Raw genomic sequence first — 25,836 nt, 5'->3', positions numbered from 1 at the left:
CAGCGCGTACGACTGGAACATCATGTTCACCGGGCGGCGGTACGGCGGCAGCGAGGCAAGATCTTCGCCGTCGACGAAGATCTTGCCGGAGGTGGCGGTTTCGAGCCCGGCGAGCATGCGCAGGAGCGTCGACTTGCCGCAGCCGGAGCTGCCGAGCAGCGCGAACAGTTCGTTCTTCGCGATCGTCAGGTTCACGTTGTCGACGGCCGTGCTGTCGCCGAATTTCTTCACGACGTTTTCGATGCGCACGAAGGCGTCGTTCGGCGACCGGGCCGCGGCGGCCGGTTGGGTCTGTCGTGCAGCAGCGGAAGAGGGTATCGATTGCATGGGAGTCACCATTCGTTCTTCACGGATTGCAGGCGTGAGCGTCCCCTCACGAGGCGCGCAACGCGACTCGCGGACAACGGCTCGTGCCGGATGGAACAGGGCGCGCGGCGCGCGCGGGCGGACTGAGGTCCGCGAATCTCAGGCGGGCAGGCGTACCGCGATGCCTGCGCCGCCGTCATGCATCGCGATCAGTGGCCGGTTTTCAGCTGCGCCCACAGACGGTTCTCGAGGCGCAGGATGTCGGCCGGCATCGGCTTCATCAGCACCATCTTCTTCAGCACGTCTTCAGGCGGGTAGACGGTCGGGTCCTGCGCGACGGCCGGCGTGACGAACTGATGCGCGGCCTTGTTCGCGGTCGGGTAGAACACCGTGTTGGTGATCGCCGCGTTGACCTTCGGGTCGGACACGTAGTTGATCCACTTCATCGCGGCTTCGGGGTGCGGTGCATCCTTCGGGATCACCATCACGTCGAACCACAGCAGCCCGCCTTCCTTCGGATTCGCGAACTTGATGTCGTACGAACGCTTCGCCTCCGCCGAGCGGCGATGCGCGATGCCGACGTCGCCCGACCAGCCGAGCGCGACGCACACGTCGTTGTTCGCGAGGTCGTTGATGTAGCCGGACGAGTTGAACTGGGTGATGTACGGGCGGACTTTCTTCAGGACTTCGAATGCAGCCTGGTAGTCGCCGGGGTTCTTGCTGTTCGGATCCTTGCCCATGTACTGCAGCGTGGCCGCGAACACGTCGACGGCCTGGTCGAGGAACGACACGCCGCAGCCCTTCAGCTTTTCCATGTTGGCCGGGTCGAACACCAGTGCCCAGCTGTCGACCGGCGCCTTGTCGCCGAGCGCCTTCTTCACCGCCTGTACGTTGTAGCCGATGCCGTCGGTGCCGTACGCCCAGGGCACGCCGTACTGGTTGCCCGGATCGGCATCCGAGATCATCTTCATCAGCAGCGGATCGAGGTTCGCGAGGTTCGGGATCTTCGACTTGTCGAGCTTCTGGTATACGCCGGCCTGGATCTGCTTGGCCATGTAGTTCGACGTCGGCACGACGATGTCGTAGCCCGAACTGCCGGCCAGCAGCTTCGCCTGAAGCGTGTCGTCGCTGTCGTAGTTGTCGTACTTGACGTGAATGCCCGTCTGCTTCTGGAAGTTCGGGATCGTATCCGGTGCGATGTAGTCGGACCAGTTGTAGACGTTCAGCTCGTCGGCATGCGCCGACGGGCTGGCGACCGACGTGAACGCGGCCGCGGCGGCGAGGGCGGCGACGGAGCAGGCTTGGCGAAGATAGCAGGCACGCATGGTGGAATTCCCCTGAGTGATGGCGGCGTGCGGCGCCCGCCGCACGCCTGTAGGCAAAACCGTTACGAAATACCCAGTTGCTGGGCGGTTGCATCGACTGCTTTTTTCGCCTTCGATACGAGTTCATCGATTTCCTGACGCGAGATCACGAGCGGCGGCGACAGCAGCATCCGGTCGCCGGTCGCCCGCATGATCAGGTTGCCGTTGAAGCAGAAGTCGCGGCAGATCGTGCCGACGTCGCCGCCGTTCGCGAAGCGGCGGCGTTCGGCCGGCGCTTCGGCAAGCTGCAGGCTCGCGACGAGGCCGTGGCCATGCACTTCGCCGACGATCGGGTGACGCGCGAACGTCTCGCGCATCAGCGCCTGGAAGTACGGGCCCGTGTCGTTCTTCACGCGCTCGACGATCCCTTCGTCGCGCAGCAGCTTCAGGTTCGCGACCGCGACGGCCGCCGCGACCGGGTGCCCCGAGTACGTGAGGCCGTGATTGAATTCGCCGTTGTCGATGATCGGCCGTGCAACCCGCTCGTGGATTCCGACCGCGCCCATCGGCACATAACCCGACGTCAGGCCCTTCGCCATCGTGATCAGGTCCGGCTCGAAGCCGAAGTGCTGGTGGGCGAACCACTCGCCGGTGCGGCCGAAGCCGCCGATCACTTCGTCGGCGACCAGCAGGATGTCGTACTTGCGGCAGATCCGCTGGATTTCCGGCCAGTACGTCGACGGCGGGAAGATCACGCCGCCCGCGCCCTGGAACGGCTCGCCGATGAACGCCGCGACGTTCTCCGCGCCGAGTTCGAGAATCTTCGCTTCGAGCTGCTGCGCACGCGCGAGGCCGAACGCTTCGGGCGTCTCGCCCGGCTGCGCTTCGCCGAAGAAGTACGGCTGGTCGATGTGCACGATGTGCTCGACCTTCGACGGCATCTGCTCGTGCATGTAACCCATGCCGCCGAGCGTGCCGCCCGCGATCGTCGAACCGTGGTAGCCGTTCTTGCGCGAGATCACGTACTTCTTCTGCGGCTTGCCCTGCACGCGCCAGTACTGGTGCACGAGGCGCAGCACGGTGTCGTTGCCTTCCGAGCCGCTATTGCAATAGAAGAAGTGGTTGAAGCCGGCGGGCGTCACTTCCGCGAGCATCGCGGAAAGCTCGATCACCGGCGGGTGCGTCGTCTTGAAGAACGTGTTGTAGAACGGCAGTTCCTGCAGCTGGCGATACGCGGCGTCGGCGAGTTCCTTTCGGCCGTAGCCGACGTTCACGCACCAGAGGCCGGCCATCCCGTCGATGACCTTGTTGCCGTCCGAGTCCCACAGGTAGACGCCGTCGGCCTTCACGATCACGCGGCTGCCCGCGCGGTTCAGCGCGCCCATATCCGAGAACGGGTGGATGTGGTGCGCAGCGTCGAGCGCGCGGTATTCGGCGGTCGTGCGCGCCTGCGTCGCGCGGGGCGCGGCGGCCGTGGCGGCCGGCGCGGCCGGCTGGATCCAGGCAGATTCGTTGCGGTAAGTCATGTTTCCTCCGTGATTCCGTATGGCGGTTGCGCGCGCTTAGACGTGCAGCAACAGATGGCGGCGTTCCCACGAGCTGATCACGCGGAAGAACGCTTCATATTCGGTTTCCTTCAGCGCGAAATACGCCTTCAGGAACTTGTGGCCGAGGATCTCGCCGAGCGGTTCGCACGCGGCCATCAGCGTCAGCCCTTCCTCGAGGTTGCGCGGCAACTGGTACGGCAGTTCGTAGCCGTCGCTGACGAGCGGCTCGGTCGGCTCGAGGCGCTGCGTCATGCCGAGATAGCCGGCCGCGAGCGTCGCGGCGAGCGCGAGATACGGGTTGCAGTCGACGCCCGGAATGCGGTTTTCGATGCGGCGCGCCGCCGGGCCCGAGTGCGGGATGCGGAAGCCGACCGTGCGGTTGTCGTAGCCCCACTGCACGTTGATCGGCGCGGCCATGAAGCGCGACAGACGGCGGTACGAGTTGATGTACGGCGCGAAGATCGGCATCAATGCCGGCGTGTACTTCTGCAGCCCCGCGAGGTAGTTGTAGAACATCGACGTCGCGCCGCCGGTTTCCTCCGACGTGAACAGGTTCCGGCCGGTTTCCTCGTCGACGATGCTCTGGTGCACGTGCATCGCCGAACCCGGCTCGTCTTCCATCGGCTTGGCCATGAACGTCGCGTACATGTTGTGACGCAGCGCGGCCTCGCGCACCGTGCGCTTGAACAGGAACACCTGGTCGGCGAGCGACAGCGCGTCGCCGTGCATGAAGTTGATCTCCATCTGCGCGGCGCCGACTTCGTGGATCAGCGTGTCGATGTCGAGGTTCTGCGATTCGCAGTATTCGTAGATGTCCTCGAACAGCGGATCGAACTCGTTGACGGCCTCGATCGAATACGACTGGCGGCCCGTTTCGGGGCGACCCGTGCGGCCGACCGGCGGACGCAGCGGCAGGTCGGGGTCCTTGTTCATGTCGACCAGGTAGAACTCGAGTTCCGGCGCGACGACGGGCTTCCAGCCCTTCGCCTTGTACAGGTCGAGCACGCGGCGCAGCACGTAGCGCGGCGAGATCTCGACCGGCGAGCCGTCGAAGTGCACGCAGTCGTGGATCACCTGCGCGGTCGGGTCGACGGCCCACGGGATCAGGCGGATGGTCGACGTGTCGGGCACGCACACCATGTCGGGGTCGGTCACACCCGTCAGCGAGCCGTCTCCCGGATATTCGCCGGTGACGGTCTGCACCATCACGGCTTGCGGCAGACGCATCGATTCGCCGGACGTGAACTTGTTGCGCGGCGTGATCTTGCCGCGTGCGATGCCGGCCATGTCGGGGATGATCGCTTCGATCTCGGTGATCCGGTGCTGCTTCAGAAAATCTTCGATGTCTTGCATGTCTGTTCTCGTGAGTTGGGTCGGCGCGCTCAGGCGAGCGCGGCGGCGGCCATCGCGCGCGTGCGGGCAGTGCGGCGGGCGCGGCACGCATCGCCGAAGGCGCGGAAGATCGCGCTCGACAGCGGGTCCTGCGCATGGCGCCATTCCGGATGCCACTGCACGGCGAGGGCGAAAGCCGGTGCGTCGACGACGCTCACGGCTTCGATCAGGCCGTCCGGCGCGACGGCCTCGACGGCGAGGCCGGAGCCGAGCTGCGCGATGCCCTGCTTGTGCAGCGAGTTCACGTGCACTTCGTCGCGGCCGCCGGCGAGCGCGTGCAGCTTGCCGCCGGGCGTCAGGTGCACGACGTGCGCGGGGCCGTACTGCGTGTCCATCGGCGCGTCGTCGTCCTCGCGGTGATCGGCGAGGCCCGGCACTTCATGCACGCGCTGGTGCAGCGTGCCGCCGCAGACGACATTCAGCTCCTGGAAGCCGCGGCAGACGGCCAGCACGGGTACGCCCGCGGCGATCGCCGCGCGCAGCAGCGGCAGCGTGGTCGCGTCGCGGGCCGGGTCGTGCTTCGTGCCGGGCGCGCTCGGTTCGCCGCCGTACCGATGCGGCTCGACGTTCGAGTAGCTGCCGGTAAACAGCAGGCCGTCGACCGTGTCGATTACGTCGTCGACCGACTGGCGCTCGCCGAGCGCGGGCAGCACCATCGCGAACGCGTTCGCGCCGTCGACGATCGCGGCGACGTATTTGTCGCCGACCGTGTGCGACGCGTGCGCACCGATTTGCGTGTGGTCGGCAGTGATGCCGACGAGAGGTTTCCTTCTATCCATGACGTCAATCAGTTATCCGTAGGGTCGTTGCGTACGGCTTGCCGGCTGGGGCGAAACGCTGGCGTGCAACTGCCCCGCAGCCTTGCGCTAGACGCAGGGCCGCTGGTGAATGGGCGCAACGGGATGGCGCGGCGATCCGCGCTGCGCGCGACGATCAGGCCGTCGTTCGTTTCATTGCGAATTGCGACGAATTGCGACGAACCGCGACGCGGCAACGGATGCGCGCACGCGTGCCGTCACCGCATGGACGATGCGGTTGGCGAATCGGCAGACGAAACGAACGACGTAAAGAAAGGAGAGGCGCTACGGCAGCAGCGACGCGACTTCGTCGGTATCGACGGCGACGAATGCGCGTGCGGAAACGGCGTTGTGACGTCGAACGGAACGACGGGACAGGATGGTGTAGATCGACAGGTGAAGCAGGCGAGGACTATGCCAGCCGCAACTGCCGTCGGAAGCGGGCGCCGTGCTGCGCAAACTTCGCACATCGCCTCGATCCCACCTCACCAGAGGGCCACGGACTCTCACGATTACACTCGACTGGTTGTTGAAAGTATTGAACACCTGACCGTTTCGACGCGCGGGGCGTTTAAAATAATCAAGGCGCCGGTTACGCGTTATTTACATTGATGGGCATCAATTTTTGCGTTGCAATAACGCGTTTTGCTGCCGATGAATGCTGGATGACGCTTACCTGAGAGCCAGCATATACGAGCCAAAAACGGCGTCAAATGTTTTTTAACAGTGCTGCATCAGGGCTTTCCCGAGCAGTGCGAACAAAAGATTCGCAAAAGGAATAATCCGCGAGGTGTTCATTATTTCGAACGCCTTTCAGGGTTTTCCCCGCTGATGCGCGGCATAAAGTGATTAGAATATTCAACGGTCGTCCACCGCGTCGTTTCACTTTGTCATCGCACTTATCGTGTCCGAAACCGAATCGATGTCCACCGAAGTCGCCGAGCGCCTGCGTTTCGTGCGCAACAAGCATGGCCTGTCGCAGCGCGAACTCGCGAAACGGGCCGGCGTGACCAACGGCACGATCTCGCTGATCGAGCAGGGCCGCGTGAGCCCGTCGGTCGGCTCGCTGAAGAAGCTGCTCGAATGCATCCCGATGAGTCTCGCGGAGTTCTTCACATTCGAGCTCGTCGAATCGCGTTCGGTCGTATCGCGTCGCGACGAGATGCCGAACCTCGGCAACGACACGCTCGCGTTTCATCTGGTCGGCGCGAGCATGAAGGACCGCAACATGTGCATCCTGCGCGAGATCTACCAGCCGGAGGCCGACACGGGGCCCGAGATGCTCGTGCACGCGGGGCACGAGGGCGGTGTCGTCGTGTCGGGCCGGCTCGAGCTGACCGTCGACGGCGCGACGTGGCTGCTCGACCCCGGAGACGGCTACTACTTCGAAAGCCGTTTGCCGCACCGTTTTCGCAATCCCAGCGCGGACCTGATCTGCGAGGTCGTGTCGGCCAATTCGCCGGCGACCTTCTGAGCTTCGCCCCGCGCGTCACTGCATTCGCTGCCGGCCGGCTGCGCGTCACGCGCAGCGGCGCGTCGCATCGCGAATGCCCAAAAACTGAGGCATCCTGATGAACAAGTTGACTTTGGCTGACTGGCAGGACAAGGCGGCGTCGCTCGCAATCGAAGGGCGCGCATTCATCGACGGCGCGTCGCGCGACGCGCACGGCGGCAAGACGTTCGACTGCGTGAGCCCGATCGACGGCCGCGTGCTCGCGAAGGTCGCCGATTGCGGCGAAGCCGACGTGAACGCGGCTGTTGCCGCCGCGCGCCGCGCGTTCGACGCGGGCGTGTGGGCCGGGCTCGACCCGCGTGCGCGCAAGGCGGTGCTGCTGCGCTGGGCCGCGCTGATGCGCGAGCATCTCGACGAGCTGTCGCTGCTCGAAACGCTCGATGCGGGCAAGCCGATCGGCGACACGACGACGGTCGACGTGCCGGGCGCCGCGTACTGCGTCGAATGGTTCGCGGAAGCGATCGACAAGGTGGGCGGCGAGGTTGCGCCGGCCGATCATCATCTGGTCGGGCTCGTCACGCGCGAGCCGGTAGGCGTGGTCGCCGCCGTCGTGCCGTGGAACTTCCCGATCCTGATGGCCGCGTGGAAATTCGGCCCGGCGCTCGCGGCCGGCAACAGCGTCGTGCTGAAGCCGTCGGAGAAGTCGCCGCTCACCGCGATTCGTGTCGCGCAGCTCGCGTTCGAAGCCGGCATCCCGGCCGGCGTGTTCAACGTCGTGCCGGGCGCGGGCGAACCGGGCAAGCTGCTCGCGCTGCATCGCGACGTGGACTGCATCGCGTTTACCGGCTCGACGGCGGTGGGCAAGCTGATCATGCAGTACGCCGCGCAGTCGAACCTGAAGCGCGCGTGGCTCGAACTCGGCGGCAAGTCGCCGAACATCGTGCTGCCCGATTGTCCCGATCTCGACCGCGCGGCCCGGACCGCGGCCGGCGCGATCTTCTACAACATGGGCGAGATGTGCACGGCAGGCTCCCGGCTGCTCGTGCATCGCGACATCAAGGACGCGTTCATCGAGAAGCTCGTCGCGGCCGCGCGCGCCTACGTGCCCGGCAATCCGCTCGATCCGTCGGTGTCGATGGGCGCGATCGTCGACGGCATCCAGCTCGAGCGCGTGCTCGGCTACATCGAGGCCGGGCGCAGCGAAGGCACGCTCGTCACGGGCGGCGCGCGCGTGAAGCAGGAAACGGGCGGCTTCTACGTGGAGCCGACGGTGTTCGAGGTGAAGCCGGATGCGAAGATCGCGCGCGAGGAGATCTTCGGGCCCGTGCTGTCGGTGATCGTGTTCGACGACGTCGACGAGGCCGTGCGGATCGCGAACGATACCGAGTACGGGCTCGCGGCAGCCGTGTGGACATCGGACCTGACGACCGCGCACGACGTGTCGCGCCGGCTGCGGGCGGGCACCGTGTGGGTGAACTGCTACGACGAAGGCGGCGACATGAACTTCCCGTTCGGCGGCTACAAGCAGTCGGGCAACGGCCGCGACAAGTCGCTGCACGCGCTCGAGAAGTACACCGAGCTGAAGTCGACGCTGATCCGGCTGCGCTGACGCGCAATCGGGCGCGGGCACGGCGCCGCAAGTACGGCGGCGTGCCCGCGGTTCGCCGTGTGCGCGCGTTATGCGGCGCGCAGCGCCGGGTGGAAGCCGGCGGCTTCGATGATCGACTGCACGCGTTCGGCGCCTTGCGCCGATTCGACCTTGACGATCTTCGCGGCGACGTCGATGTCGAGCTTCGCGGCGGGATCGGCGGCCGTCACCGCGCGCGTGATGGCGTTGGCGCAGCCGCCGCAGGTCATGTCCTGGACTTCGAATTCCATCGTGTTCTCCTGAGTGGACGATTGACGAATACCGCCAGCTTGAAGCTTGCCACGGTGGGAAGGTCAAGCGCATTCATGCAGCGTGACACATGCATTGCCGCCTCGGCGCGGCGAGATCGCCTGCCGACGTGACGTCAGACGAATCGGAAGGCCGTCGCACGCGTCAGTCGGAATCTTTCCCGATTGACGCCGACGCGCCGCCGGCTTCCGGAGACGAGCGCCTTGTCCGGCAAGGCTCGACGCATACTTGTGCAGCGCTATCTCCATAAAGGAAGTAAGGGTACGCGATAGGGAAATGCGAATCGATCTTACTATCAGTGCCCTTCGATATTTCATTTCGTTACGCACATGAACCGTTTCGCACTGGGTTTCACCGTGGCCCTGCTGGGCGCGTCGGCCGCCACCGCATTCGCTGCCGACGACGTCGTCAACCTGACGCTGAAGGACCACAAGTTTTCGCCCGATGGCGTGACGATTCCGGCCGGCAAGAAAGTGAAGTTCGTCGTGAAGAACCTCGATGCGACGCCCGCGGAATTCGAGAGCGACGACTTCAAGGCCGAGAAGGTGATTCCTGCCGGCAAGTCGGCCGAGATCCTGGTCGGGCCGCTGAAGGCCGGCACCTACGAGTTTCACGACGAGTATCACGAAGCGCAGTCGAAGACCCACCTGACCGTCAAGTAAGCGAATCCCGCCATGCTGTCTACCGCGCTGATTGTGTTCCGTGAAGTGCTCGAGGCCGCGCTGGTCGTCTCGATCGTGATGGCCGCCACGAAGGGCGTGCCGCGGCGCGGCTGGTGGGTCGGCGGCGGGCTCGTCGGCGGCGTGATCGGCGCGGGCCTGATCGCGGCGTTCGCCGACGTGATCTCGCAGTGGGCGTCCGGCATGGGGCAGGAAGTCTTCAACGCGGGCGTGATGTTCATCGCGACGCTGATGCTGGCCTGGCACTGCATCTGGATGAGCCGGCACGGCCGCGAGATGGCGCAGCACATGGGCGAAGTCGGCCGGGCCGTCGCGGCCGGCAGCCGGCCGCTGACGGGGCTCGCGATCGTGGTCGGCGTCGCGGTGCTGCGCGAAGGCTCCGAGGCCGTGCTGTTCCTGTACGGCATCGCCGCGGGCGATCCCGGGCAGACGCCGCAGATGATCGCCGGCGGGCTGCTCGGCGTGCTCGGCGGCGCCGGGCTCGGTTATGCGATGTATGCGGGGCTGCTGCAGATTCCGCTGAAGCGCCTGTTCTCCGTCACCAACGGGCTGATCGTGCTGCTGGCGGCCGGCATGGCGAGCCAGTGCGTCGGCTTCCTGCTGGCGGCTGGCCTCGTACCGTCATGGGGCGACACGATCTGGGATACGTCGTGGCTGCTGAAGGAGACGAGCATCGTCGGCAAGGCGCTGCATACGCTGATCGGCTATACGGCGCGGCCGGCGGGCATCCAGATCGCCGCGTACGTCTCGACGCTGGTGGCGATCGTCGTGCTGACGCGGCTCGTCGGTCGTCCGCACGTGGCGGTGAGGCCGCCGCGGCCTGTCGTGTGAGTGTTCCGGCGAGTGTTCCGGGTTGCCGGGTTGAAAACGAAAGAAGGGGCGTCATGGACGCCCCTTCTTTCGTTTGCGGTTCGCAGCAGCCAGCGCCCGTGCGCGGCGGCACGCCGGATGCACGCGGCCACGCGGTCAGCGGTGGCTGTCGATCCACGCGCGGGCCCACTCGAGCCCGGCTTCGCGCGCGTCGTCCTCGGTGTCGAACACGCCGAGCACGCCGGACGCTTCCACCAGTTTGTTGTTCTGCGTGATCGTGCCGCTCGCCGCAAAGCGCTCCGGCTGCAGGATCTCGTCCTGCTGCAGGATCGCGTGGCCCCAGATCTGGTAGCCGTGGTAGGTTTGCGCTTCCATTATCGAGTCACCTCCGCGGAGCGGCCGTGCGTGCCGACCTGCAGCACGTTGCCGTCCGGCGTGTATTGCCGCGGGATGGCGGCGTAGTCGAGCGCGTGCGGCGCAGCGGGCGCGGCCGGCTGCATCACCGTCAGGCGCCCCGGTGCGGGCTGCGCGACGGGGCGCGGGGCGGCCGGCTTCCCGGCCGCGGGCGGACGATTCGAACTGGCTTTCACGGCCTGCGCGACGCGGCGCTTGTGCGGCTTCACCGCGGCTTTCGCGGTGGCATTCGCATGTTTCTCCACGCCCTTCGCGGCGCGCGCGTCGGCGCCCGTGCGAGCGGCAGGCGCAGTCCGGGCGTCCGGCGTGCGGGCTGCCGGCTGCCGCGCCTCGGGCGGGTTCCAGACCTCGACGTAATGCTCGGCGGCCCAGCCCGTCGACGCGAACGTCAGCGCCAGCAAACCGCATCCAATCAGTCTTGCCATTGTCTCTCCGTCATATTCGTTGCGGCCCGCGTTCGGCCGGCCGTGCAGGAGAACACCTCGAGCCCGTGCTTCTCGACGATCTGGAGCATCCGGGCCGCGATGCCGCTCGGTCGAGTCCGCCAGGGCCATCCCGGCGACCGGCGTTACTCCACCGTCACCGATTTCGCGAGGTTGCGCGGCTTGTCGACGTCGGTGCCGCGTGCGCACGCGGTGTGGTACGCGAGCAGTTGCAGCGGCACCACGTGCAGGATCGGCGACAGTTGCCCGTAATGCTCCGGCATCCGGATCACGTGCAGGCCGTCGTCGTTGACGATCTGCGTGTCGGCATCCGCGAACACGTACAGCTCGCCGCCGCGCGCGCGCACTTCCTGCATGTTCGACTTCAGCTTCTCGAGCAGCGTGTCGTTCGGCGCGACCGTGACGACCGGCATCGCTTCCGTGACGAGCGCGAGCGGCCCGTGCTTCAGCTCGCCGGCCGGATAGGCTTCCGCATGGATGTACGAGATTTCCTTCAGCTTCAGCGCGCCTTCGAGCGCGATCGGGTAGTGCAGCCCGCGGCCGAGGAACAGCGCGTTTTCCTTGCGCGCGAATTCTTCCGACCACGCGATGATCTGCGGCTCCAGCGCGAGCACGCTGTTCAGCGCGGCCGGCAGGTGGCGCAGCTCCTTCAGGAATTGCGCTTCCTGCGCGGCGTCGACGTGCCCGCGCAGCTTGCCGAGCGTTGCGGCGAGCACGAACAGCGCGACGAGCTGTGTCGTGAACGCCTTCGTCGACGCGACGCCGATTTCGGTGCCCGCGTGCGTCAGGAACTGCATTTCGGTGAGGCGCACCATCGCGCTCGTCGCGACGTTGCACACGGCCAGCGTATGCGTGTGGCCGAGCGACTGCGCGTGCTTGAGCGCCGCGAGCGTATCGGCCGTCTCGCCAGACTGCGAGATTACCAGCACGAGCTGGCGCGGGTTCGGCACCGATTCGCGGTAGCGGTATTCGCTCGCGATTTCGACCTGCGTCGGGATCTTCGCGATCGATTCGAGCCAGTACTTCGCGGTGAGGCCCGAGTAGTAGCTCGTGCCGCACGCGAGGATCAGCAGGCTGTCGATGGCCGCGAACGCGGCGGGTGCGGCGTCGCCGAACAGCGTCGCGTCGAACGCTTCGGTTTGCGGCACGGTGTCGCTGATCGCGCGCGGCTGCTCGAAGATTTCCTTCTGCATGAAGTGGCGATAGGGCCCAAGCTCGACTGCGCCGCCGTACGCGCTGACCACGCGGATTTCGCGCTGCGCGAGCGCGCCGTGGCGGTCGACGATCTTCACGCCGTCGAGCGACAGCTCGCACACGTCGCCTTCCTCGAGGAACGTGAAGCGGTCGGTGCTGCCGGCGAGCGCGAGGGCGTCGGACGCGAGGAAGTTCTCGCCGTCGCCGTGGCCGACCACGAGCGGCGAACCCTGGCGCGCACCGACGACGGTGTGCGGCTGGTCCTTGTGGATCACGGCGATCGCATACGCGCCGTGCAGCTGGCCGACCGCTTCGCGCACCGCGTCGAACAGATTGCCGCGATACAGGCTGTGCACGAGGTGCGCGATCACCTCCGTGTCGGTCTGCGATACGAATTCGTAGCCCTTCGCGCGCAGCGCTTCGCGCAGCGATTCGAAGTTCTCGATGATGCCGTTGTGCACGAGCGCAAGCGCGTTCGACGAGAAGATCGGGTGCGCGTTGTGCGTGACGGGCGCGCCGTGCGTCGCCCAGCGCGTGTGCGCAACGCCGGTGGTGCCTTCGAGGTGCGACTCGCGTACCTGCGCGTCGAGATCGGCGACGCGCGCGACGCTGCGCGCGCGCTTCGGTGCGCCCGGCTCGAGCACGGCGACGCCGCACGAGTCGTAGCCACGGTATTCGAGGCGCCGCAATCCTTCGATCAGCACCGGAACGATATTACGCTGCGCAACTGCGCCGACAATGCCGCACATGAATGAGTCAGTCCTGTAAGTCGACGCGGACGCCGCCGGGCGCCCGCAAGGGGTTCAGCTTTTCTTCTTGACCGGTCGGACGTAGCCGCTCTTCGCGGTCTGGGTCTTCTCGTTCAACGCGAGCAGGCCGTCGGCCACGTCCTTCCAGATCGTCGTGCCGGCCGCGATCGTCACGCCGCGGCCCACGCGCACCGGCGCGACGAGCTGCGTGTCGGAGCCGACGAACACGTCGTCCTCGATCACGGTGCGGAACTTGTTCGCACCGTCGTAATTGCACGTGATCGTGCCCGCGCCGATGTTCACGCGCGCGCCGATGTCGGCGTCGCCGATGTACGTGAGGTGGTTCGCCTTCGAGCCGTGGCCGATCACCGCGTTCTTCACCTCGACGAAGTTGCCGACGTGCGCTTCGTCCGCGAGCCGCGCGCCGGGGCGCAACCGCGCGTACGGGCCGATCACCGTGTGCGCGCCGAGCTCGGCGCCGTCGATGTGCGAGAACGCGTCGATGCGCGTGCCCGCGCCGATCGACGCGTTGCGGATCACGCAGTTCGCGCCGATCGTCACGTTGTCGGCGAGCGTCACGTTGCCCTCGAACACGCAGTTCACGTCGATCGATACGTCGCGGCCGCAGCGCAGCGTGCCGCGCACGTCGACGCGCGCCGGGTCGGCGAGCGTGACGCCGTCGACGAGCAGCGCGTCGGCGATCGTGCGCTGGTGGATGCGTTCGAGCTCGGCGAGCTGCGCCTTGCTGTTCACGCCGAGCGTTTCCCATTCGTCGTCGGGCTGCGCGGTGACGACCTCGAAACCGGCCTCGATCGCGAGTTCGACGACGTCGGTCAGGTAGTACTCGCCCTGCGCGTTCTCGTTCTTCAGCGCGCCGAGCCACATCGACAACTGGGCGGTGGGCGTGACGATGATGCCGGTGTTGATTTCGGCGATCTTCAGCTGTTCGGGCGACGCGTCCTTCTGTTCGACGATGCGCGTGACGAAGCCGGCCGCGTCGCGCACGATGCGGCCGTAACCGGTCGGATCGTCGAGCGTGACGGTCAGAATCCCGTAGCGGCCGTCGCGCGCCGCATCGACGAGGCGCTGCAGCGTGGACGCGCGCGTGAGCGGCACGTCGCCGTACAGCACGAGCGTCGGTTGCGCGGGATCGAGGAGCGGCAGCGCCTGGCGCACCGCATGGCCGGTGCCGAGCTGCTCGGCCTGCACCGCGAACTGGACGTCGGGCGCGGCGACGGCGGCCTGGACCTGCTCGGCGCCGTGACCCACGACGACGACGAGCCGGGACGGCTGCAGCGTGCGCGCGGTGTCGATGACGTGGGAGAGGAGCGGCCTGCCGGCCAGGGGATGAAGCACTTTCGGCAGCGCGGAACGCATGCGCTTGCCGGTGCCTGCCGCCAAAATCACGATATTCATGGCGCCAGCTGTAAGAGGAGTTCGAAGCCGGTCATTTTAGCATGCGGCCCCCGGCGTTCCGGGCCTGTCGCGGCGGGGCGACAGTGCCGGAAAGGGGGCTTGCGGCCCCGATCCGGCAAGCGTTCCGGCCCTGCTTACAGGTCGTCGAACTGGACGATCGAGATCGGTTTCGCGCCGCCCGGCGCCGCGGTGTCGTCGCCCGACGCGCACGGTTCCTCGTCGAATGCGATGTCGCCCTGCGGGTCGGCAACGCCGCTCGCGCGCAGCGACTGGAACGGGTACAGCGTCGTGTCCATCAGGTGCGACGGCACGACTTTCGCGAGCGCGTTGAACATGTTGTCGACGCGGCCCGGGAAGCGCTTGTCCCATTCGCGGATCAGCGCCTTCATTTCGGCGCGCTTCAGGTTCGGCTGGCTGCCGCACAGGTTGCACGGGATGATCGGAAATTCGCGCAGCTCCGCGTATTTCTCGAGATCGGTCTCCTTCACGTACGCGAGCGGCCGGATCACGATGTTCTTGCCGTCGTCCGACTGCAGCTTCGGCGGCATCCCTTTCAGCTTGCCGCCGTAGAACATGTTGAGCAGCAGCGTCTGCACGATGTCGTCGCGGTGATGGCCGAGCGCGATCTTGGTCGCGCCGAGCTCGCCGGCCACGCGGTACAGGATCCCGCGGCGCAGCCGCGAGCACAGCGAGCAGGTGGTCTTGCCCTCGGGCACGAGCCGCTTGACGATGCTGTAGGTGTCCTGGTTCTCGATGTGGAACGGCACGCCGACCTGCTTCAGATATTCCGGCAGCACGTGCTCGGGGAAGCCCGGCTGCTTCTGGTCGAGGTTCACCGCGACGATGTCGAAATCGATCGGCGCGCGCTCGCGCAGGCGCAGTAGCACGTCGAGCATCGCATAGCTGTCCTTGCCGCCGGACAGGCACACCATCACCTTGTCGCCCTGCTCGATCATGTTGAAGTCGCCGATCGCCTGGCCGACCTGGCGCACGATCCGCTTGAACAGCTTGTTGTTCTCGTACGCGTCCTTCTGCTCGCGGCGCGTGAGCGCCGGGCGGCCGGCCGGGGCGGCGGGGGTGTCCGGGGTGGCGGCAGCGGCCGCCGTGTCGTTCATGTGGGGGGCGTTCATGCGCGCTCCTCGTCCTTGATGCGAAAGACTTCGACGCCGACGGCGTCGCAGTCCGGATAAGCGTCCGGTTTTTCGGTACAGACGCGTACCGCGCGCACGGCGTCGTGCGCCAGCAGGTGCGCGGCGATCGCGTCGCACAGCGTTTCCTGCAGGTGGATGTGGCCGCGCGCCACGCATTGCGCGACGCTCTGCTTCATCAGGTCGTAGTCGACGACTTCGTGCAGCCGGTCGTCGACGGGCGTGGACAGCGCGAGCGGCACGAACAGGTCGACGTTGATGACGACGCGCTGCTCGCCGCGCTTCTCGTGTTCGAACGCACCGATGTTGATGTGCACTTCGTAGTCGCGCAGGTAGAGCCTGCGGCAATCCGCGAGGCGGGGGTGCAGGAGAGCGGAAAACATGGTCGTCCCAGTCAAATTGGCGTGCGCACACGCAAAGCGGCGGGCGGCGGCGTCAGGCCGCGCGAGCCGCGCAGTTCATTCATTCGGGCCGGCGGCGGGCGGCACGAGGTGCTCGCCGCCGTCGACGGTCAGCGTCGCGCCCGTGACGCCGGGCGCGCTCGCGAGATAGCAGGCGGCCGCCGCGATGTCGTCCGCGTGCGGCGCGTGGCCGCGCACCAGCGCCGCCACCCGCACCTTCGGCGCGAGCGCGAGCGCGAGCGCCGACGTCGCGCGGTTCAGCGCGGCCTGCATCAGCGCGTGCGACAACTGCGCCGGCGCTGGGTGAAACAGCGCCTGGTCGAGCACGTGGATCGCACAGGCGCGCAGCGCTTCGTGCTCGCGCGCGGCGTCGGGCGTCGCATCGGCGAGCGCGCGGGCCAGCGCGAGCGGCGCCGTCACGTTGCGCGCGAGTGCGCCGGCGAGCGCCGCGCCGTCCACCGTGTGGGCATCGTCGGCGCCCGCGCTGGCGCTCACGAACACCGCGCACGCGGGCCGGCCGAGCGCCGTGCCGCACGCGGCGACGAGCGCGGCGGCGTCGGCTTCCAGGGCCAGATCGGCGTCGAGCACGACCGCGCGGCGGCCGAGCGCCGCGACTTCGGCGACGAGCGCATCGGCGGCCGCGTGCGGCGCGCCGGGGCTGCGCTGCAGCGCGACGTCCCAGCCGCGCCGGGCGAAACCCGTCGCGAGCGCGCGTCCGATCGACGCGGCGTCGGCCGCGCTGCCCAGGGCGCCCGTGACGAGCACCACGCGGTGGGGCGACGTATCGGCTGAAACGGTCATTTACAATGCCGGGATGAACCCGAAAGCTCACGAACCCGCTAGTTTACCTGCTCCCGGCCCCGACGCGCTCGCGCAGTCCGAAACCCTCGCCGCGCAACTGCGCGACGAGATCGCGGCGGCCGGCGGCTGGCTGCCGTTCGATCGCTTCATGGAGCGTGCGCTGTATGCGCCCGGCCTCGGCTATTACAGCGGCGGCGCGCGCAAGTTCGGGCGCCGCGCCGACGACGGCAGCGACTTCGTCACCGCACCGGAGTTGTCGCCGCTGTTCGCGCAAACTTTGGCGCAACCGGTGGCGCAAGCGCTCGCGGCGAGCGGCACGCGTTGCGTGATGGAATTCGGCGCCGGCACGGGCAAGCTCGCGGCCGGGCTGCTCGCGGCGCTCGACGCGCTCGGCGTCGAACTCGACGCGTACCTGATCGTCGACTTGTCCGGCGAGCTGCGCGAACGGCAGCGCGACACGATCGCGGCCGCCGCCCCGGCGCTCGCCGCGAAGGTGCGCTGGCTCGACGCGCTGCCCGAGCGGTTCGACGGCGTCGTGGTCGGCAACGAGGTGCTCGACGCGATGCCGGTGCGGCTGTTCGCGAAGGCGGGCGGCGCGTGGCACGAGCGCGGCGTCGCGCTCGACGCGCGCCACGCGTTCGTGTTCGACGACCGTCCGGCCGCGCCGGCCAGTCTGCCGCCGGTGCTCGCGGGGCTCGACGATGTGCACGACGGCTACGTGACCGAAACGCACGAGGCCGCGCTTGCGTTCACCCGCACCGTGTGCACGATGCTCGGGCGCGGTGCGGTGCTGCTGGTCGACTACGGCTTTCCCGCGCACGAGTACTACCACCCGCAGCGCGACCGCGGCACGCTGATGTGCCACTACCGCCACCACGCGCACGACGATCCGTTCCTGTACCCGGGGCTGCAGGACATCACCGCGCACGTCGAATTCACCGGCATCTACGAGGCGGCCGTCGCCACCGGCGCCGACCTGCTCGGCTACACGTCGCAGGCGCGCTTCCTGTTGAACGCGGGCATCACCGACGCGCTGGCCGCGATCGATCCGTCGGACTTCCACGCGTTCCTGCCGGCCGCGAACGCGGTGCAGAAGCTGATCTCGGAAGCCGAGATGGGCGAGCTGTTCAAGGTGATCGCGTTTTCGCGCGGCATCGACGGCACGCTCGACGCGTTCGCGCGCGGCGACCGCTCGCACGCGCTCTGACGGGAGCCGGCATGCTGCGCTGGCTGATGGCGTCGTTCGTCGCGGTGATGATCCTGACGCGCTGCTGGCCGTGGCTCGGCAAGCTCGGCATCGGGCGGATGCCGGGCGACGTCACGCTGACGCTCGGCGGGCGGCGCTACCCGTTCCCGTTCATGTCGACGCTGGTGCTGACGATGCTGGTGTCGATGGTGGCGCGGCTGCTCTGAGCCGCGCCGACGCGCCGGCGCGCATCCGGTGCGGCGCGCGCTACAGCTCGATTTCGCCGAGAATCCGGTGGGCGAGCGCCTTCGCCTCGTCGAACGCTTCTTCCTCGCTGGGGCTCGTCGAGTGGACGTCGTAGCGCGTGTTCTCGGTGTCGTCGCCGTCGTCCCGCGAGAGGATCACGTAACCCTGGAACTGCCCGTTGCCCGCTTGCTGGGTATGCGCCTTGGCCGTGTAGATACCCTTCGTGAACGTGTTGGTGTCCATCGTGCTCTCCTGCAAAAGGACACTTCATCGTAGCACTGCGGCGCAGCATGTACAGCGCGGCGAATCGGTGACCGAACGGGGCCGGTCACCGCCTTTCCGTCATCGTTCGATCAGCGCGACGACCTCGTCGAGCGTCGGCGCGTGCGCGCCCGTATGCCGGCACGCCGCGGCGCCCGCCGCGAGCGCGAACACGAGATGCTCGCGCCACGACCGCTGCGGCGCGGCCATCAGGCTGAACAGCAGGCCGCCGATCGACGCATCGCCCGCGCCGACGGTGTCGGCCACCTCGACGCGCGGCGGGCGGGCTTCATGCACGTCGCCGTCCGCGTAGAGCGTCGCCGCCTGCGCGCCGCGCGTGACGAGCACCGCCGCGCGCGGGTTCAGCGCACGGACCGCGTCGATCGCGTCGGGGCCGTCGCCGCCGAACAGGTGCCGCAGGTCCTCGTCGGACACCTTGATCAGATCGGCCAGCGCGGCCATTTTCTCCAGTGTCGGCCGGTACGCGGCCGTCATCAGGTTGCGCACGTTCGGGTCGAAGCTGATCTTCACGCCGCGCGCGTGCAGCTCGCCCGCGAGCGCGGCCAGCGTGCCGGCGAGCGGTTCGCGCACGAGGCTGATGCAGCCGAAATGCGCCCATTTCACGTGGTCGGTCCAGCCGGCCGGCAGCCGCGCCGGATCGAACGCGAGATCGGCGCTCGCTTCGCCGATGAAGAAGTACGCGGGCGGTTGCGTCTCGTGGACGATCGCGAGCAGCGGCGGCCGCGCGACGCGCTGCAGGAAGCGCAGGTCCAGCCCGGCCGCTTCGCTCGTGCGCCACAGCACGTCGGAGAAGCAGTCTTCGCCGATCGCGCCCGCGAGCGCGCTCGGCATGCCGAGCCGCGCGACCGCGCGCGCGACGTTCCAGCCGGCGCCGCCCGGCACCGACGTCCATTGCGCGTCGCCCGCGCGCACCATGTCGGTCAGGATGTCGCCCGCCGACACGAAAGCCGGAAACGTGCCGCCGCTCATTGCGTCGGCTCGCTGCGCTGCATACGCGCGAGGGTCGACAGCACGTCGTAGCACGCGCCCATCGTGTGGTAGTCGGTCTTGCCGGCCGGGCTCTTCTCGTCGCTGTACTTGCGGTTGTCGCAGGTAAGGATGCGGTACCAGGCGCCGTAGCGGTGATCGACGAAGTGCGCCCAGCTGTAGCGCCAGATTTCGTCGTACCAGTCCCAGAAACGCTCGCTGCCGGTGCGCGCGCCGAGCATCGCGGCGGCCGCGAAGGTTTCCGCCTGCACCCAGAAATACTTGTTGTGGTCGCAGATCGTGAAATCGGGGCCGAAGCCGTAGTACAGCCCGCCGTGATCGGCGTCCCACGCGTGCGCGAGCGCGGCGTCGAACAGTTCGGCCGCGCGCGGCACGAGCCAGTCGAGCGGGCGGTGCCGCTCGAGGATCAGCAGCAGCTTCGCCCACTCGGTCTGGTGGCCGGGCTGGAAGCCCCACGGGCGGAAGATGTTCGAACTGTCTTCCTTGTTGTAGTCCCAGTCGACCGACCAGTCCGCGTGGTAGTGCTCCCACACGAGCCCGCCCGACAGCGCGGCCTGGCGCTGCGTGACGTGGGTCGCGAGCTTTTCCGCGCGATCGAGGTAGGTGAGGTGGCCGGTCGCCTCGTACGCCGCGAGCAGCGCCTCCGTCATGTGCATGTTGGCGTTCTGGCCGCGGTACGACGACACGTTCCAGTTCGGCGTCGCGTCGTCCGCATAGAGGCCCGCGGCCGCATCCCAGAAGCGGTGCTCGGCGAGTTCGTAGGTGGCGGCGATCAGCGGGCGCGCCTCGTCGATGCCGGCCATCGTCGCGTGCGCGGCCGCGAGCAGCACGAACGCGAGCCCGTAGCAGTGGCGCGAGCCGTCGAGCGTCGCGTGCTTCGCGCCGTCGCGCCAGTCGAGTTCCCAGTCGTAGCCTTGCAGTTCATCGTCCCAGTGCGCGTCGCGCAGGAAGCGCAGCCCGTGGCGTGCGTAGTCTAGGTGACGCGGGTCGCCGAAATGCCGGTACGCCATCGCGTAGTTGAAGACGAACCTACAGCTGCTGACCAGGTGGCGCGACGTGCGGTTGTAGATGCTGCCGTCGTCGCGGAAGTAGTGATGGAAGCCGCCCGTCGGGTCGAACGCATTCGTTGCGTAGAAGCGCAGCGTGTCCTCGATGTGCGACAGCAGGAACGACGGATCGCGGAAGCTCGCGACGAACGGCGCGGCTTGCGTGTGGGCGGCCGGCGCGGCCGTGCAGGGTTGGACCGGGGGCATGTTCATGATTCGGTGACCGTTGCGGTATCGAGTGCCGGGGAGCCGGCGGGCTGGCTGCTGGCCCGCACGATCAGCTCGACGGGCAGGGAAATCTCGGTGCGCTCGGGCGCTTCCGCGAGCAGCAGCTCGACGCCGCGGCGGCCGAGCGCCTCCTTGTCGACCGCGAGCGTCGTGAGCGGCGGGCTCGCGTGCGCGGCGGCCGGGATGTTGTCGAAGCCGACGATCGCGATGTCGTCGGGAATGCGAAGCCCACGCGCGGTGCACACGCGCTGCGCGGCGAGCGCGGCCGCGTCGTTGTATGCGAACACGGCTTCCGGGCGCGGGCCCGGCGCGTCGAGCAGCTGCTCCATCGCACGCGCGGCGCCCGTGTCGGGGTCGAGCCCCGCGTCGATCGTTACTTCGTAGGCGGGATCGAACAGCCGCCCGGCCTCGAAGAACGCGCGCCGGTAGCCGATCGCGCGCTGCGCGATGCTGTAGTGCGCGGGCGAGCCGCCGATGAACGCGATCCGCGTGCGGCCGGTGGCGAGCAGATGGCGCATCGCGAGCGCCGCGCCCGTCGCGTTGTCGATGTTGACCGAGCGCAGCCCGGGCGCCCACAGGTCGATCAGCACGAGCGGCCGGCCGGTCGCGGCGAGCGCCTCGATCGTTTCCGGCTCGATGAAGCCGGCCACCGCGATCGCGTCGGGCGCGTGCGGGCGCATCTGGCGCAGCACGTCGTCGTTCGGCCCGACCGTGAGCAGCGTCGGCACGATACCGCGCTCGCGGCACGCGTCCTCGACGCCGTGCAGCACGTGCGAGAAGAACGGGCTGGCCGGAAAGCGGTTGTGCTGGCGGTGCAGCAGGAAGGTGAGCCGGCGGATGCGCGGCCGCAGTTGCGCGGGATCGTAGCCGAGCCGCTGCGCGATCTCGACGATGCGCGCACGCGTGGCTTCGGACAGGCCCGGCTGGTTTTTCAGCGCGCGGGAGACGGTGCCGATCGAGACCTCTGCCGCCCGCGCCACATCGCGAATGGTGGTACCCATCGTTCGGGATCCGGTTTGTTTAGGGTGAAAGCGATTGTATAGTAAAACACATCGCGGAATTCGGGCCGGATAGGCGGGGAATACCCGCAAATTCGGGGTTTTTAAGCGCTAATCTGCGAAAACGCCGTTACTAAAAATACTAAACAAAACGCGAAAAAGGCAAGGTTGGGTTGAGGGTGTGTGGCGAAGGTGAAGGGGGCGGTAAGCGGGCGGGGGCAACGCGATTGCGCAGCATGTCCGATGGTTTGCGCGGGGCGCGGGGAAGCAGGGAAACCGGGCGTCCCGGAAGCAGGGAAACCGGGAGTCCGGGAGCGCGAGAGGGCGCGTGCCCGAGAAGCCGAGAAGCCGAGAAGCCCGGGGCACAATGAACGGCCCGGCCCCGTGACGTGCGAAGGCGCACCGCCGCTACAAGGAGCGCCGCCATGTCCGCCCACCGCCCACTGCCCACCGTTCAGCGTATCGCGACGGCCGGCGGTTCGCCGCGATCGCGCAGCGCGGCGCGGCCCGCATCGAGATCGACGACCGCGAGCCCGTCCGGCTGCTGCTTCGCGCGCCGCTTCGCGAGCGCGGCAACCGACGCGATTTCGTCGCTGCCGTAGCGCTTGGCGCCGTGCGCGCCGGCCGGCACGCCGACCACGCCGATCGCCATCGTCACGAAGCCGAAGAACGCCGGGTTGCCGTGGCGGTCCTCGCCGCGCAGCCCGCCTGCCTGCCGGTCGGCCTGCGTGTAGAAGAGCCGCGCACCGTCGTTGAAGCGCGCGATCGCGTCGGCGGCGCGTTCGCGCCAGTCGGCGCGCTGGAACAGCACGAGGAAATCGTCGCCGCCGACGTGCCCGAGAAAGTCGCGCTGCGGATCGCACACGCCGGCCAGCACCGTCGCGGCGAACTTCAGCACCTCGTCGCCCTGCCAGTAGCCGTACTGGTCGTTGAACGGCTTGAACTGGTTCAGGTCGACGTAGCACGCATGAAAGCCGGCGTCGCGCTGGAGCAGGCGGTCGATGTGCGCGCTGATCGGGATGTTGCCGGGCAGGAACGTCAGCGGATTCGCGTAGCGCGCGGCCTCGATGCGCATCTCGGTCACCGCGCGCACGAGGCTCTCGCCGGTGCCGAGCCCGACGTAGCGGCCGTGTTCGGTGATCACGAAGCCGTCCGCGAGATAGCGCTGGTCGTGGCTCGCGAGCAGCATCGCGAGCTGCTCGAACGTCGTCGCGTTGTCGATCATCAGCGGCGCGTCGTTCGCGAACTGCAGGCACGGCTTCTTCCCGAATACCTCGCGGTGGTACGGCAGCGCGAAGCGGTCGATGAAGCCGCGGCGATTCACGAGCGCGACGGGCCGCCCGCGTTCGACGAGCGCGACCGCGTGGAGGTCGGGCATCCGGTTGAACAGGTCGAGCACGTCGTTGCTGGTCGCGTCGCGCGGCAGCGCCGGCGCGGGCACGAGCATCTTCGCGGCGATCGTGCCGGCCGGCCGCACGGTGCGCGTCGCGCCCGGAAACACCGCGATGTGCGGCGCGCGGATCGCGTCGCGCGCGGCCGGCGCGACGACCGGCGACGGCTGCGCGTTCGGCCGGCCGAGCAGGAAGCCCTGCACGCAGCAGATGCCCATGTCGCGCACGACGATCAGGTCGCACTCGTTCTCGATGCCTTCGGCGATCAGTTGCGCGCCGCTCGCCTGCGCAAAGTGCTGCATCGCCTTCACGGCTTCGAACTTCAGCGGGTCGCGGGCGATGTCGTGGATGAAGAAGCGGTCGATCTTCACGACGTCCGGGTGCAGGCGCAGCCACAGGTTCATGCTCGCGTTCGCGGTGCCGTAGTCGTCGAGCGCGAACTGGATGCCGGCGTCGCGCAGCGACGCGACCGCCGGCCCGATGTGGGCGATGTCCGTCGACGCGTTCTGCTCGGTCAGCTCGATCACGATGCGCTCGGCGCCGACCCGCGCGCGGCCCAGCAGCAGGCGCGCTCGCTCGCGTTCGCGCGCGAGCTGCAGGATCGTGCCCGCGCTGAAATTGAGGAACAGCTTGCCGTCGCAGCCGAGCGCCGCGAACGCGTCGAGGCAGGTGCGTGCGGCGGCCTGTTCGAGCGCGATGGTCTCGCCTTCGCGGGCGGCCTGCGCGAACAGCGCGGCGGGCAGTTCGAGGTCGGTGCCGCGCGGGCCGCGTATCAGGCCTTCGTAGCCGACGACGGTCCCCGACCCGAGATCGACGATCGGCTGGAAGACGGCGGCGAGCGCGCGATCCGCGATCAGGCGCGAGGTGCTGGCGGCAGCGGAGTCGGAGGGAGGCGGGGGCATGGGCGAGGGCAGCCGAATCGACGGGACGACCGACATAACGGCACCGCCGGCGGAGAATTGAATGAAGATTTCGTGACGCGACGGGCGCTGCTGGTGCATCGCGGCGGATATGCGTGGTGGCTCAGCCGGAAGAGCGGGGCGGCGGGAAGGGAAAGCGCGAAGGTAGGAGGCGGAACGGCGGGAAAGCGGGAAAGCGGGAAAGCGGGAAAGCGGGAAAGCGAGAAGGCGGGAAGGCGAGAAGGCGGGAAGGCGGAACGGCGGGAAGGCGGGAAGGCGGGAAGGCGAGAAAGCGAGAAAGCGAGAAAGCGAGAAAGCGGGGAAGCGGGGAAGCGGGGAAGCGGGGAAGCGGGGAAGCGGGAAGCGGGAGGCGGGAGGCGGTGCTGCGGAAAGGCAGGAGGCAAAACGGCGAACAGCACGACCGCCAGGACAGCGCCACCCGCGGCGGCCGTCCCGGCGCCCGCCGATCGTCAGCGCTTGCCGGCGTTCAACGCGCCGGACGCCCGTGCCGCGTCGCCCTCGTCGTGTTCGCCGCTCATGTCGCGCGCGCCCCAGCGCTGCGCGAGCGCCGCGCACGCCATCAGCTGGATCTGGTGGAACAGCATCAGCGGCAGCACGATCGCGCCGACCGCGTTCGCCGAGAAGATCACCTTCGCCATCGGCACGCCGGCCGCGAGGCTCTTCTTCGATCCGCAGAAGATGATCGTGATCTGGTCGGCGCGGTTGAAGCCGAGCCGCTTGCTGACGAACGCGGTCAGCAACAGCGCGATCGCGAGCAGCACGAGGTTCACCACGAGCAGGCCGCCGAGCGCGCGCGGCGGGATCTGGTGCCACAGGCCCTCGTTGACGGCCTCGCTGAACGCGACGTAGACGACCAGCAGGATCGAGCCCTGGTCGACGAAGCGCAGCACGCCGCGATTGCGGTCGATCCAGCCGCCGATCACGGGCCGCAGCAACTGGCCCGCGATGAACGGCACGAGCAACTGCATCACGATGCTGCCGACGGTGCTCCACGGCGACGCGGCGGCGGCCGACTGCGACGTGATCATCAGCCCGACGAGCGCCGGCGTGACGAAGATTCCGAGCAGGCTCGACGCGGAGGCCGCGCACACGGCGGCCGGCACGTTGCCCTTCGCGATCGACGTGAACGCGATCGACGACTGCACCGTCGACGGCAGCGTGCACAGGAACAGCACGCCCGCATATAGCGTTGGCGTGACGAGCGGCTGCAGCACGGGTTTCAGCGCGAGGCCGAGCAGCGGGAACAGCGCGAACGTGCTGAGCAGCACGACCGCGTGCAGCCGCCAGTGGGTCGCGCCCGCGACGACGGCTTCGCGCGACAGCTTCGCGCCGTGCAGGAAGAACAGCAGGCCGACGGCGATGTTGGTCGCCCAGTTGAACGCGTGGGCGGCCGGGCCGCGGCAGGGGAGGAAGCTCGCGAGCACGACGGTGCCGACGAGCGCGAGCGTGAAGTTGTCGGGAAGAAAACGGGGACGGGCCATCGGGAACTCGATTCGAAAACGACGGAGGCGCGCGTCGCGCGCGCGGATGGCGCCATTGTCCCGGTTGGCGATTCACTACACAAATTCATTGTGTGAATCGATTGATGAATCGGTGGCATGAAAAAACGGCCACGACATCGGCCCCGGTACGCGCAAATCGGCAGAAGAATGTTCCGTCCGGGGCGGGCGTCGAAGTGAAAAAACCTAGCAGTAACATGGTGTTACACCGATGCCGGCGACATAACACTTTTTGGCTCGACACGCTTTCGGCCCGCTCATAAATTACTGCTGAAAGCCTTGGGTCGGCCGAAAGGAGCCG

26 protein-coding genes and 1 pseudogene are annotated in these 25,836 nt (G+C 68.0%); 6 read left to right on the top strand and 21 right to left on the bottom strand.

All coding sequences use genetic code 11. The features are described 5' to 3' along the window. The 6 genes from HWX08_RS33530 to HWX08_RS34540 form a co-directional block, all read right to left on the bottom strand. On the bottom strand, positions 1–327 hold a 327-nt coding region (locus HWX08_RS33530), incomplete at its 3' end, for an ATP-binding cassette domain-containing protein (RefSeq protein ID WP_175807151.1). A gap of 188 nt (positions 328–515) precedes the next feature. Further along, on the bottom strand, positions 516–1,631 hold the full coding sequence (locus HWX08_RS33525; protein ID WP_069257755.1) for a polyamine ABC transporter substrate-binding protein: 1,116 nt from the start codon (positions 1,629–1,631) through the stop codon (positions 516–518). A 62-nt stretch (positions 1,632–1,693) separates the two neighbouring features. Continuing rightward, positions 1,694–3,136, bottom strand: coding sequence for an aspartate aminotransferase family protein (locus HWX08_RS33520; RefSeq protein WP_069257754.1), 1,443 nt, complete (start codon positions 3,134–3,136; stop codon positions 1,694–1,696). Positions 3,137–3,172: 36 nt separating this feature from the next. Continuing rightward, entirely contained in the window at positions 3,173–4,510 is a 1,338-nt protein-coding gene (locus HWX08_RS33515; protein WP_069258088.1) for a glutamine synthetase family protein, read from the bottom strand. A 29-nt stretch (positions 4,511–4,539) separates the two neighbouring features. Continuing rightward, the gene (locus HWX08_RS33510; protein WP_069257753.1) at positions 4,540–5,328 is read right to left on the bottom strand and encodes a gamma-glutamyl-gamma-aminobutyrate hydrolase family protein; all 789 of its coding nucleotides are present in this window, start codon (positions 5,326–5,328) and stop codon (positions 4,540–4,542) included. A gap of 303 nt (positions 5,329–5,631) precedes the next feature. Continuing rightward, positions 5,632–5,814: a hypothetical protein gene (locus tag HWX08_RS34540; RefSeq protein ID WP_244122810.1), complete on the bottom strand. Its 183-nt coding sequence runs from the start codon at positions 5,812–5,814 to the stop codon at positions 5,632–5,634. 454 nt (positions 5,815–6,268) lie between these two features. On the opposite strand from HWX08_RS34540, the gene HWX08_RS33500 reads away from it, so the two are divergent. Continuing rightward, the gene (locus HWX08_RS33500; RefSeq protein WP_069258087.1) at positions 6,269–6,820 is read left to right on the top strand and encodes a cupin domain-containing protein; all 552 of its coding nucleotides are present in this window, start codon (positions 6,269–6,271) and stop codon (positions 6,818–6,820) included. A gap of 97 nt (positions 6,821–6,917) precedes the next feature. Further along, the gene (locus tag HWX08_RS33495; RefSeq protein WP_069257752.1) at positions 6,918–8,408 is read left to right on the top strand and encodes an aldehyde dehydrogenase; all 1,491 of its coding nucleotides are present in this window, start codon (positions 6,918–6,920) and stop codon (positions 8,406–8,408) included. Positions 8,409–8,476: 68 nt separating this feature from the next. On the opposite strand, the gene HWX08_RS33490 is transcribed toward HWX08_RS33495, so the two are convergent. Beyond that, positions 8,477–8,677 (bottom strand): heavy-metal-associated domain-containing protein, encoded by a 201-nt coding sequence (locus HWX08_RS33490; RefSeq protein ID WP_011353438.1) that lies wholly within the window; start codon positions 8,675–8,677, stop codon positions 8,477–8,479. A 348-nt stretch (positions 8,678–9,025) separates the two neighbouring features. On the opposite strand from HWX08_RS33490, the gene HWX08_RS33485 reads away from it, so the two are divergent. Together HWX08_RS33485 and HWX08_RS33480 are read left to right on the top strand one after the other, a co-directional pair. Further along, positions 9,026–9,358, top strand: a complete 333-nt coding sequence (locus HWX08_RS33485; RefSeq protein WP_107314464.1) for a cupredoxin domain-containing protein — start codon at positions 9,026–9,028, stop codon at positions 9,356–9,358. A 12-nt stretch (positions 9,359–9,370) separates the two neighbouring features. Then, a complete protein-coding gene (locus HWX08_RS33480; RefSeq protein ID WP_174923165.1) occupies positions 9,371–10,207 on the top strand; it encodes an FTR1 family iron permease in 837 nt (278 codons plus the stop codon). 135 nt (positions 10,208–10,342) lie between these two features. Here the strand turns inward: HWX08_RS33480 and HWX08_RS33475 are convergent, their stop codons facing one another. From HWX08_RS33475 to HWX08_RS33445, 8 genes and pseudogenes are all read right to left on the bottom strand, one after another. Further along, entirely contained in the window at positions 10,343–10,561 is a 219-nt protein-coding gene (locus HWX08_RS33475; RefSeq protein ID WP_021162109.1) for a hypothetical protein, read from the bottom strand. Then, positions 10,561–11,025 (bottom strand): hypothetical protein, encoded by a 465-nt coding sequence (locus HWX08_RS33470; protein ID WP_174923167.1) that lies wholly within the window; start codon positions 11,023–11,025, stop codon positions 10,561–10,563. The genes HWX08_RS33475 and HWX08_RS33470 overlap by 1 nt, the downstream gene beginning before the upstream one ends. 47 nt (positions 11,026–11,072) lie before the next feature. After that, positions 11,073–11,138 (bottom strand): annotated as a pseudogene (locus HWX08_RS34535) (helix-turn-helix domain-containing protein); the annotation flags it as partial. A 30-nt stretch (positions 11,139–11,168) separates the two neighbouring features. Then, positions 11,169–12,986: a glutamine--fructose-6-phosphate transaminase (isomerizing) gene (glmS, locus tag HWX08_RS33465; RefSeq protein WP_069257746.1), complete on the bottom strand. Its 1,818-nt coding sequence runs from the start codon at positions 12,984–12,986 to the stop codon at positions 11,169–11,171. 54 nt (positions 12,987–13,040) lie between these two features. Then, a complete protein-coding gene (glmU, locus tag HWX08_RS33460; RefSeq protein WP_069257745.1) occupies positions 13,041–14,402 on the bottom strand; it encodes a bifunctional UDP-N-acetylglucosamine diphosphorylase/glucosamine-1-phosphate N-acetyltransferase GlmU in 1,362 nt (453 codons plus the stop codon). A 134-nt stretch (positions 14,403–14,536) separates the two neighbouring features. Further along, complete coding sequence (gene ttcA / locus HWX08_RS33455; RefSeq protein WP_069257744.1) at positions 14,537–15,532, bottom strand: tRNA 2-thiocytidine(32) synthetase TtcA; 996 nt, start codon at positions 15,530–15,532, stop codon at positions 14,537–14,539. After that, positions 15,529–15,933 (bottom strand): dihydroneopterin aldolase, encoded by a 405-nt coding sequence (locus HWX08_RS33450; RefSeq protein WP_059521150.1) that lies wholly within the window; start codon positions 15,931–15,933, stop codon positions 15,529–15,531. The genes ttcA and HWX08_RS33450 overlap by 4 nt, the downstream gene beginning before the upstream one ends. A gap of 75 nt (positions 15,934–16,008) precedes the next feature. Further along, positions 16,009–16,752 carry an SDR family oxidoreductase gene (locus HWX08_RS33445; protein ID WP_175807141.1) on the bottom strand — a complete coding sequence of 248 codons (744 nt, stop codon included), beginning with the start codon at positions 16,750–16,752 and terminating at the stop codon, positions 16,009–16,011. A 13-nt stretch (positions 16,753–16,765) separates the two neighbouring features. Between HWX08_RS33445 and HWX08_RS33440 the strand changes: the two genes are divergently transcribed. Then, positions 16,766–17,959, top strand: a complete 1,194-nt coding sequence (locus HWX08_RS33440; RefSeq protein ID WP_174922387.1) for a class I SAM-dependent methyltransferase — start codon at positions 16,766–16,768, stop codon at positions 17,957–17,959. Between the two features lie 11 nt (positions 17,960–17,970). Then, complete coding sequence (locus tag HWX08_RS33435) at positions 17,971–18,165, top strand: DUF2905 domain-containing protein (RefSeq protein WP_006484654.1); 195 nt, start codon at positions 17,971–17,973, stop codon at positions 18,163–18,165. Positions 18,166–18,205: 40 nt separating this feature from the next. Here the strand turns inward: HWX08_RS33435 and HWX08_RS33430 are convergent, their stop codons facing one another. The 6 genes from HWX08_RS33430 to HWX08_RS33405 form a co-directional block, all read right to left on the bottom strand. Further along, positions 18,206–18,427 carry a hypothetical protein gene (locus HWX08_RS33430; protein ID WP_069257741.1) on the bottom strand — a complete coding sequence of 74 codons (222 nt, stop codon included), beginning with the start codon at positions 18,425–18,427 and terminating at the stop codon, positions 18,206–18,208. Between the two features lie 99 nt (positions 18,428–18,526). Beyond that, positions 18,527–19,435, bottom strand: a complete 909-nt coding sequence (locus HWX08_RS33425; RefSeq protein WP_174922386.1) for a carbohydrate kinase family protein — start codon at positions 19,433–19,435, stop codon at positions 18,527–18,529. Beyond that, positions 19,432–20,712, bottom strand: coding sequence for an AGE family epimerase/isomerase (locus HWX08_RS33420; protein WP_069257739.1), 1,281 nt, complete (start codon positions 20,710–20,712; stop codon positions 19,432–19,434). Before HWX08_RS33420 ends, HWX08_RS33425 begins: the two co-directional genes overlap by 4 nt. Beyond that, positions 20,709–21,728, bottom strand: coding sequence for a LacI family DNA-binding transcriptional regulator (locus HWX08_RS33415; protein ID WP_039355370.1), 1,020 nt, complete (start codon positions 21,726–21,728; stop codon positions 20,709–20,711). The genes HWX08_RS33420 and HWX08_RS33415 overlap by 4 nt, the downstream gene beginning before the upstream one ends. A gap of 451 nt (positions 21,729–22,179) precedes the next feature. Further along, a complete protein-coding gene (locus HWX08_RS33410) occupies positions 22,180–24,018 on the bottom strand; it encodes an EAL domain-containing protein (RefSeq protein WP_069258086.1) in 1,839 nt (612 codons plus the stop codon). 467 nt (positions 24,019–24,485) lie between these two features. Next, the gene (locus HWX08_RS33405; RefSeq protein ID WP_069257738.1) at positions 24,486–25,517 is read right to left on the bottom strand and encodes a bile acid:sodium symporter family protein; all 1,032 of its coding nucleotides are present in this window, start codon (positions 25,515–25,517) and stop codon (positions 24,486–24,488) included. Positions 25,518–25,836: the final 319 nt, after the last annotated feature.

The organism is Burkholderia metallica, assembly GCF_902832845.1.
Classification (GTDB): domain Bacteria; phylum Pseudomonadota; class Gammaproteobacteria; order Burkholderiales; family Burkholderiaceae; genus Burkholderia; species Burkholderia metallica.
Note: the sequence above shows the minus strand (reverse complement) of the source record. Positions and strands in the feature narration are given on the sequence as shown.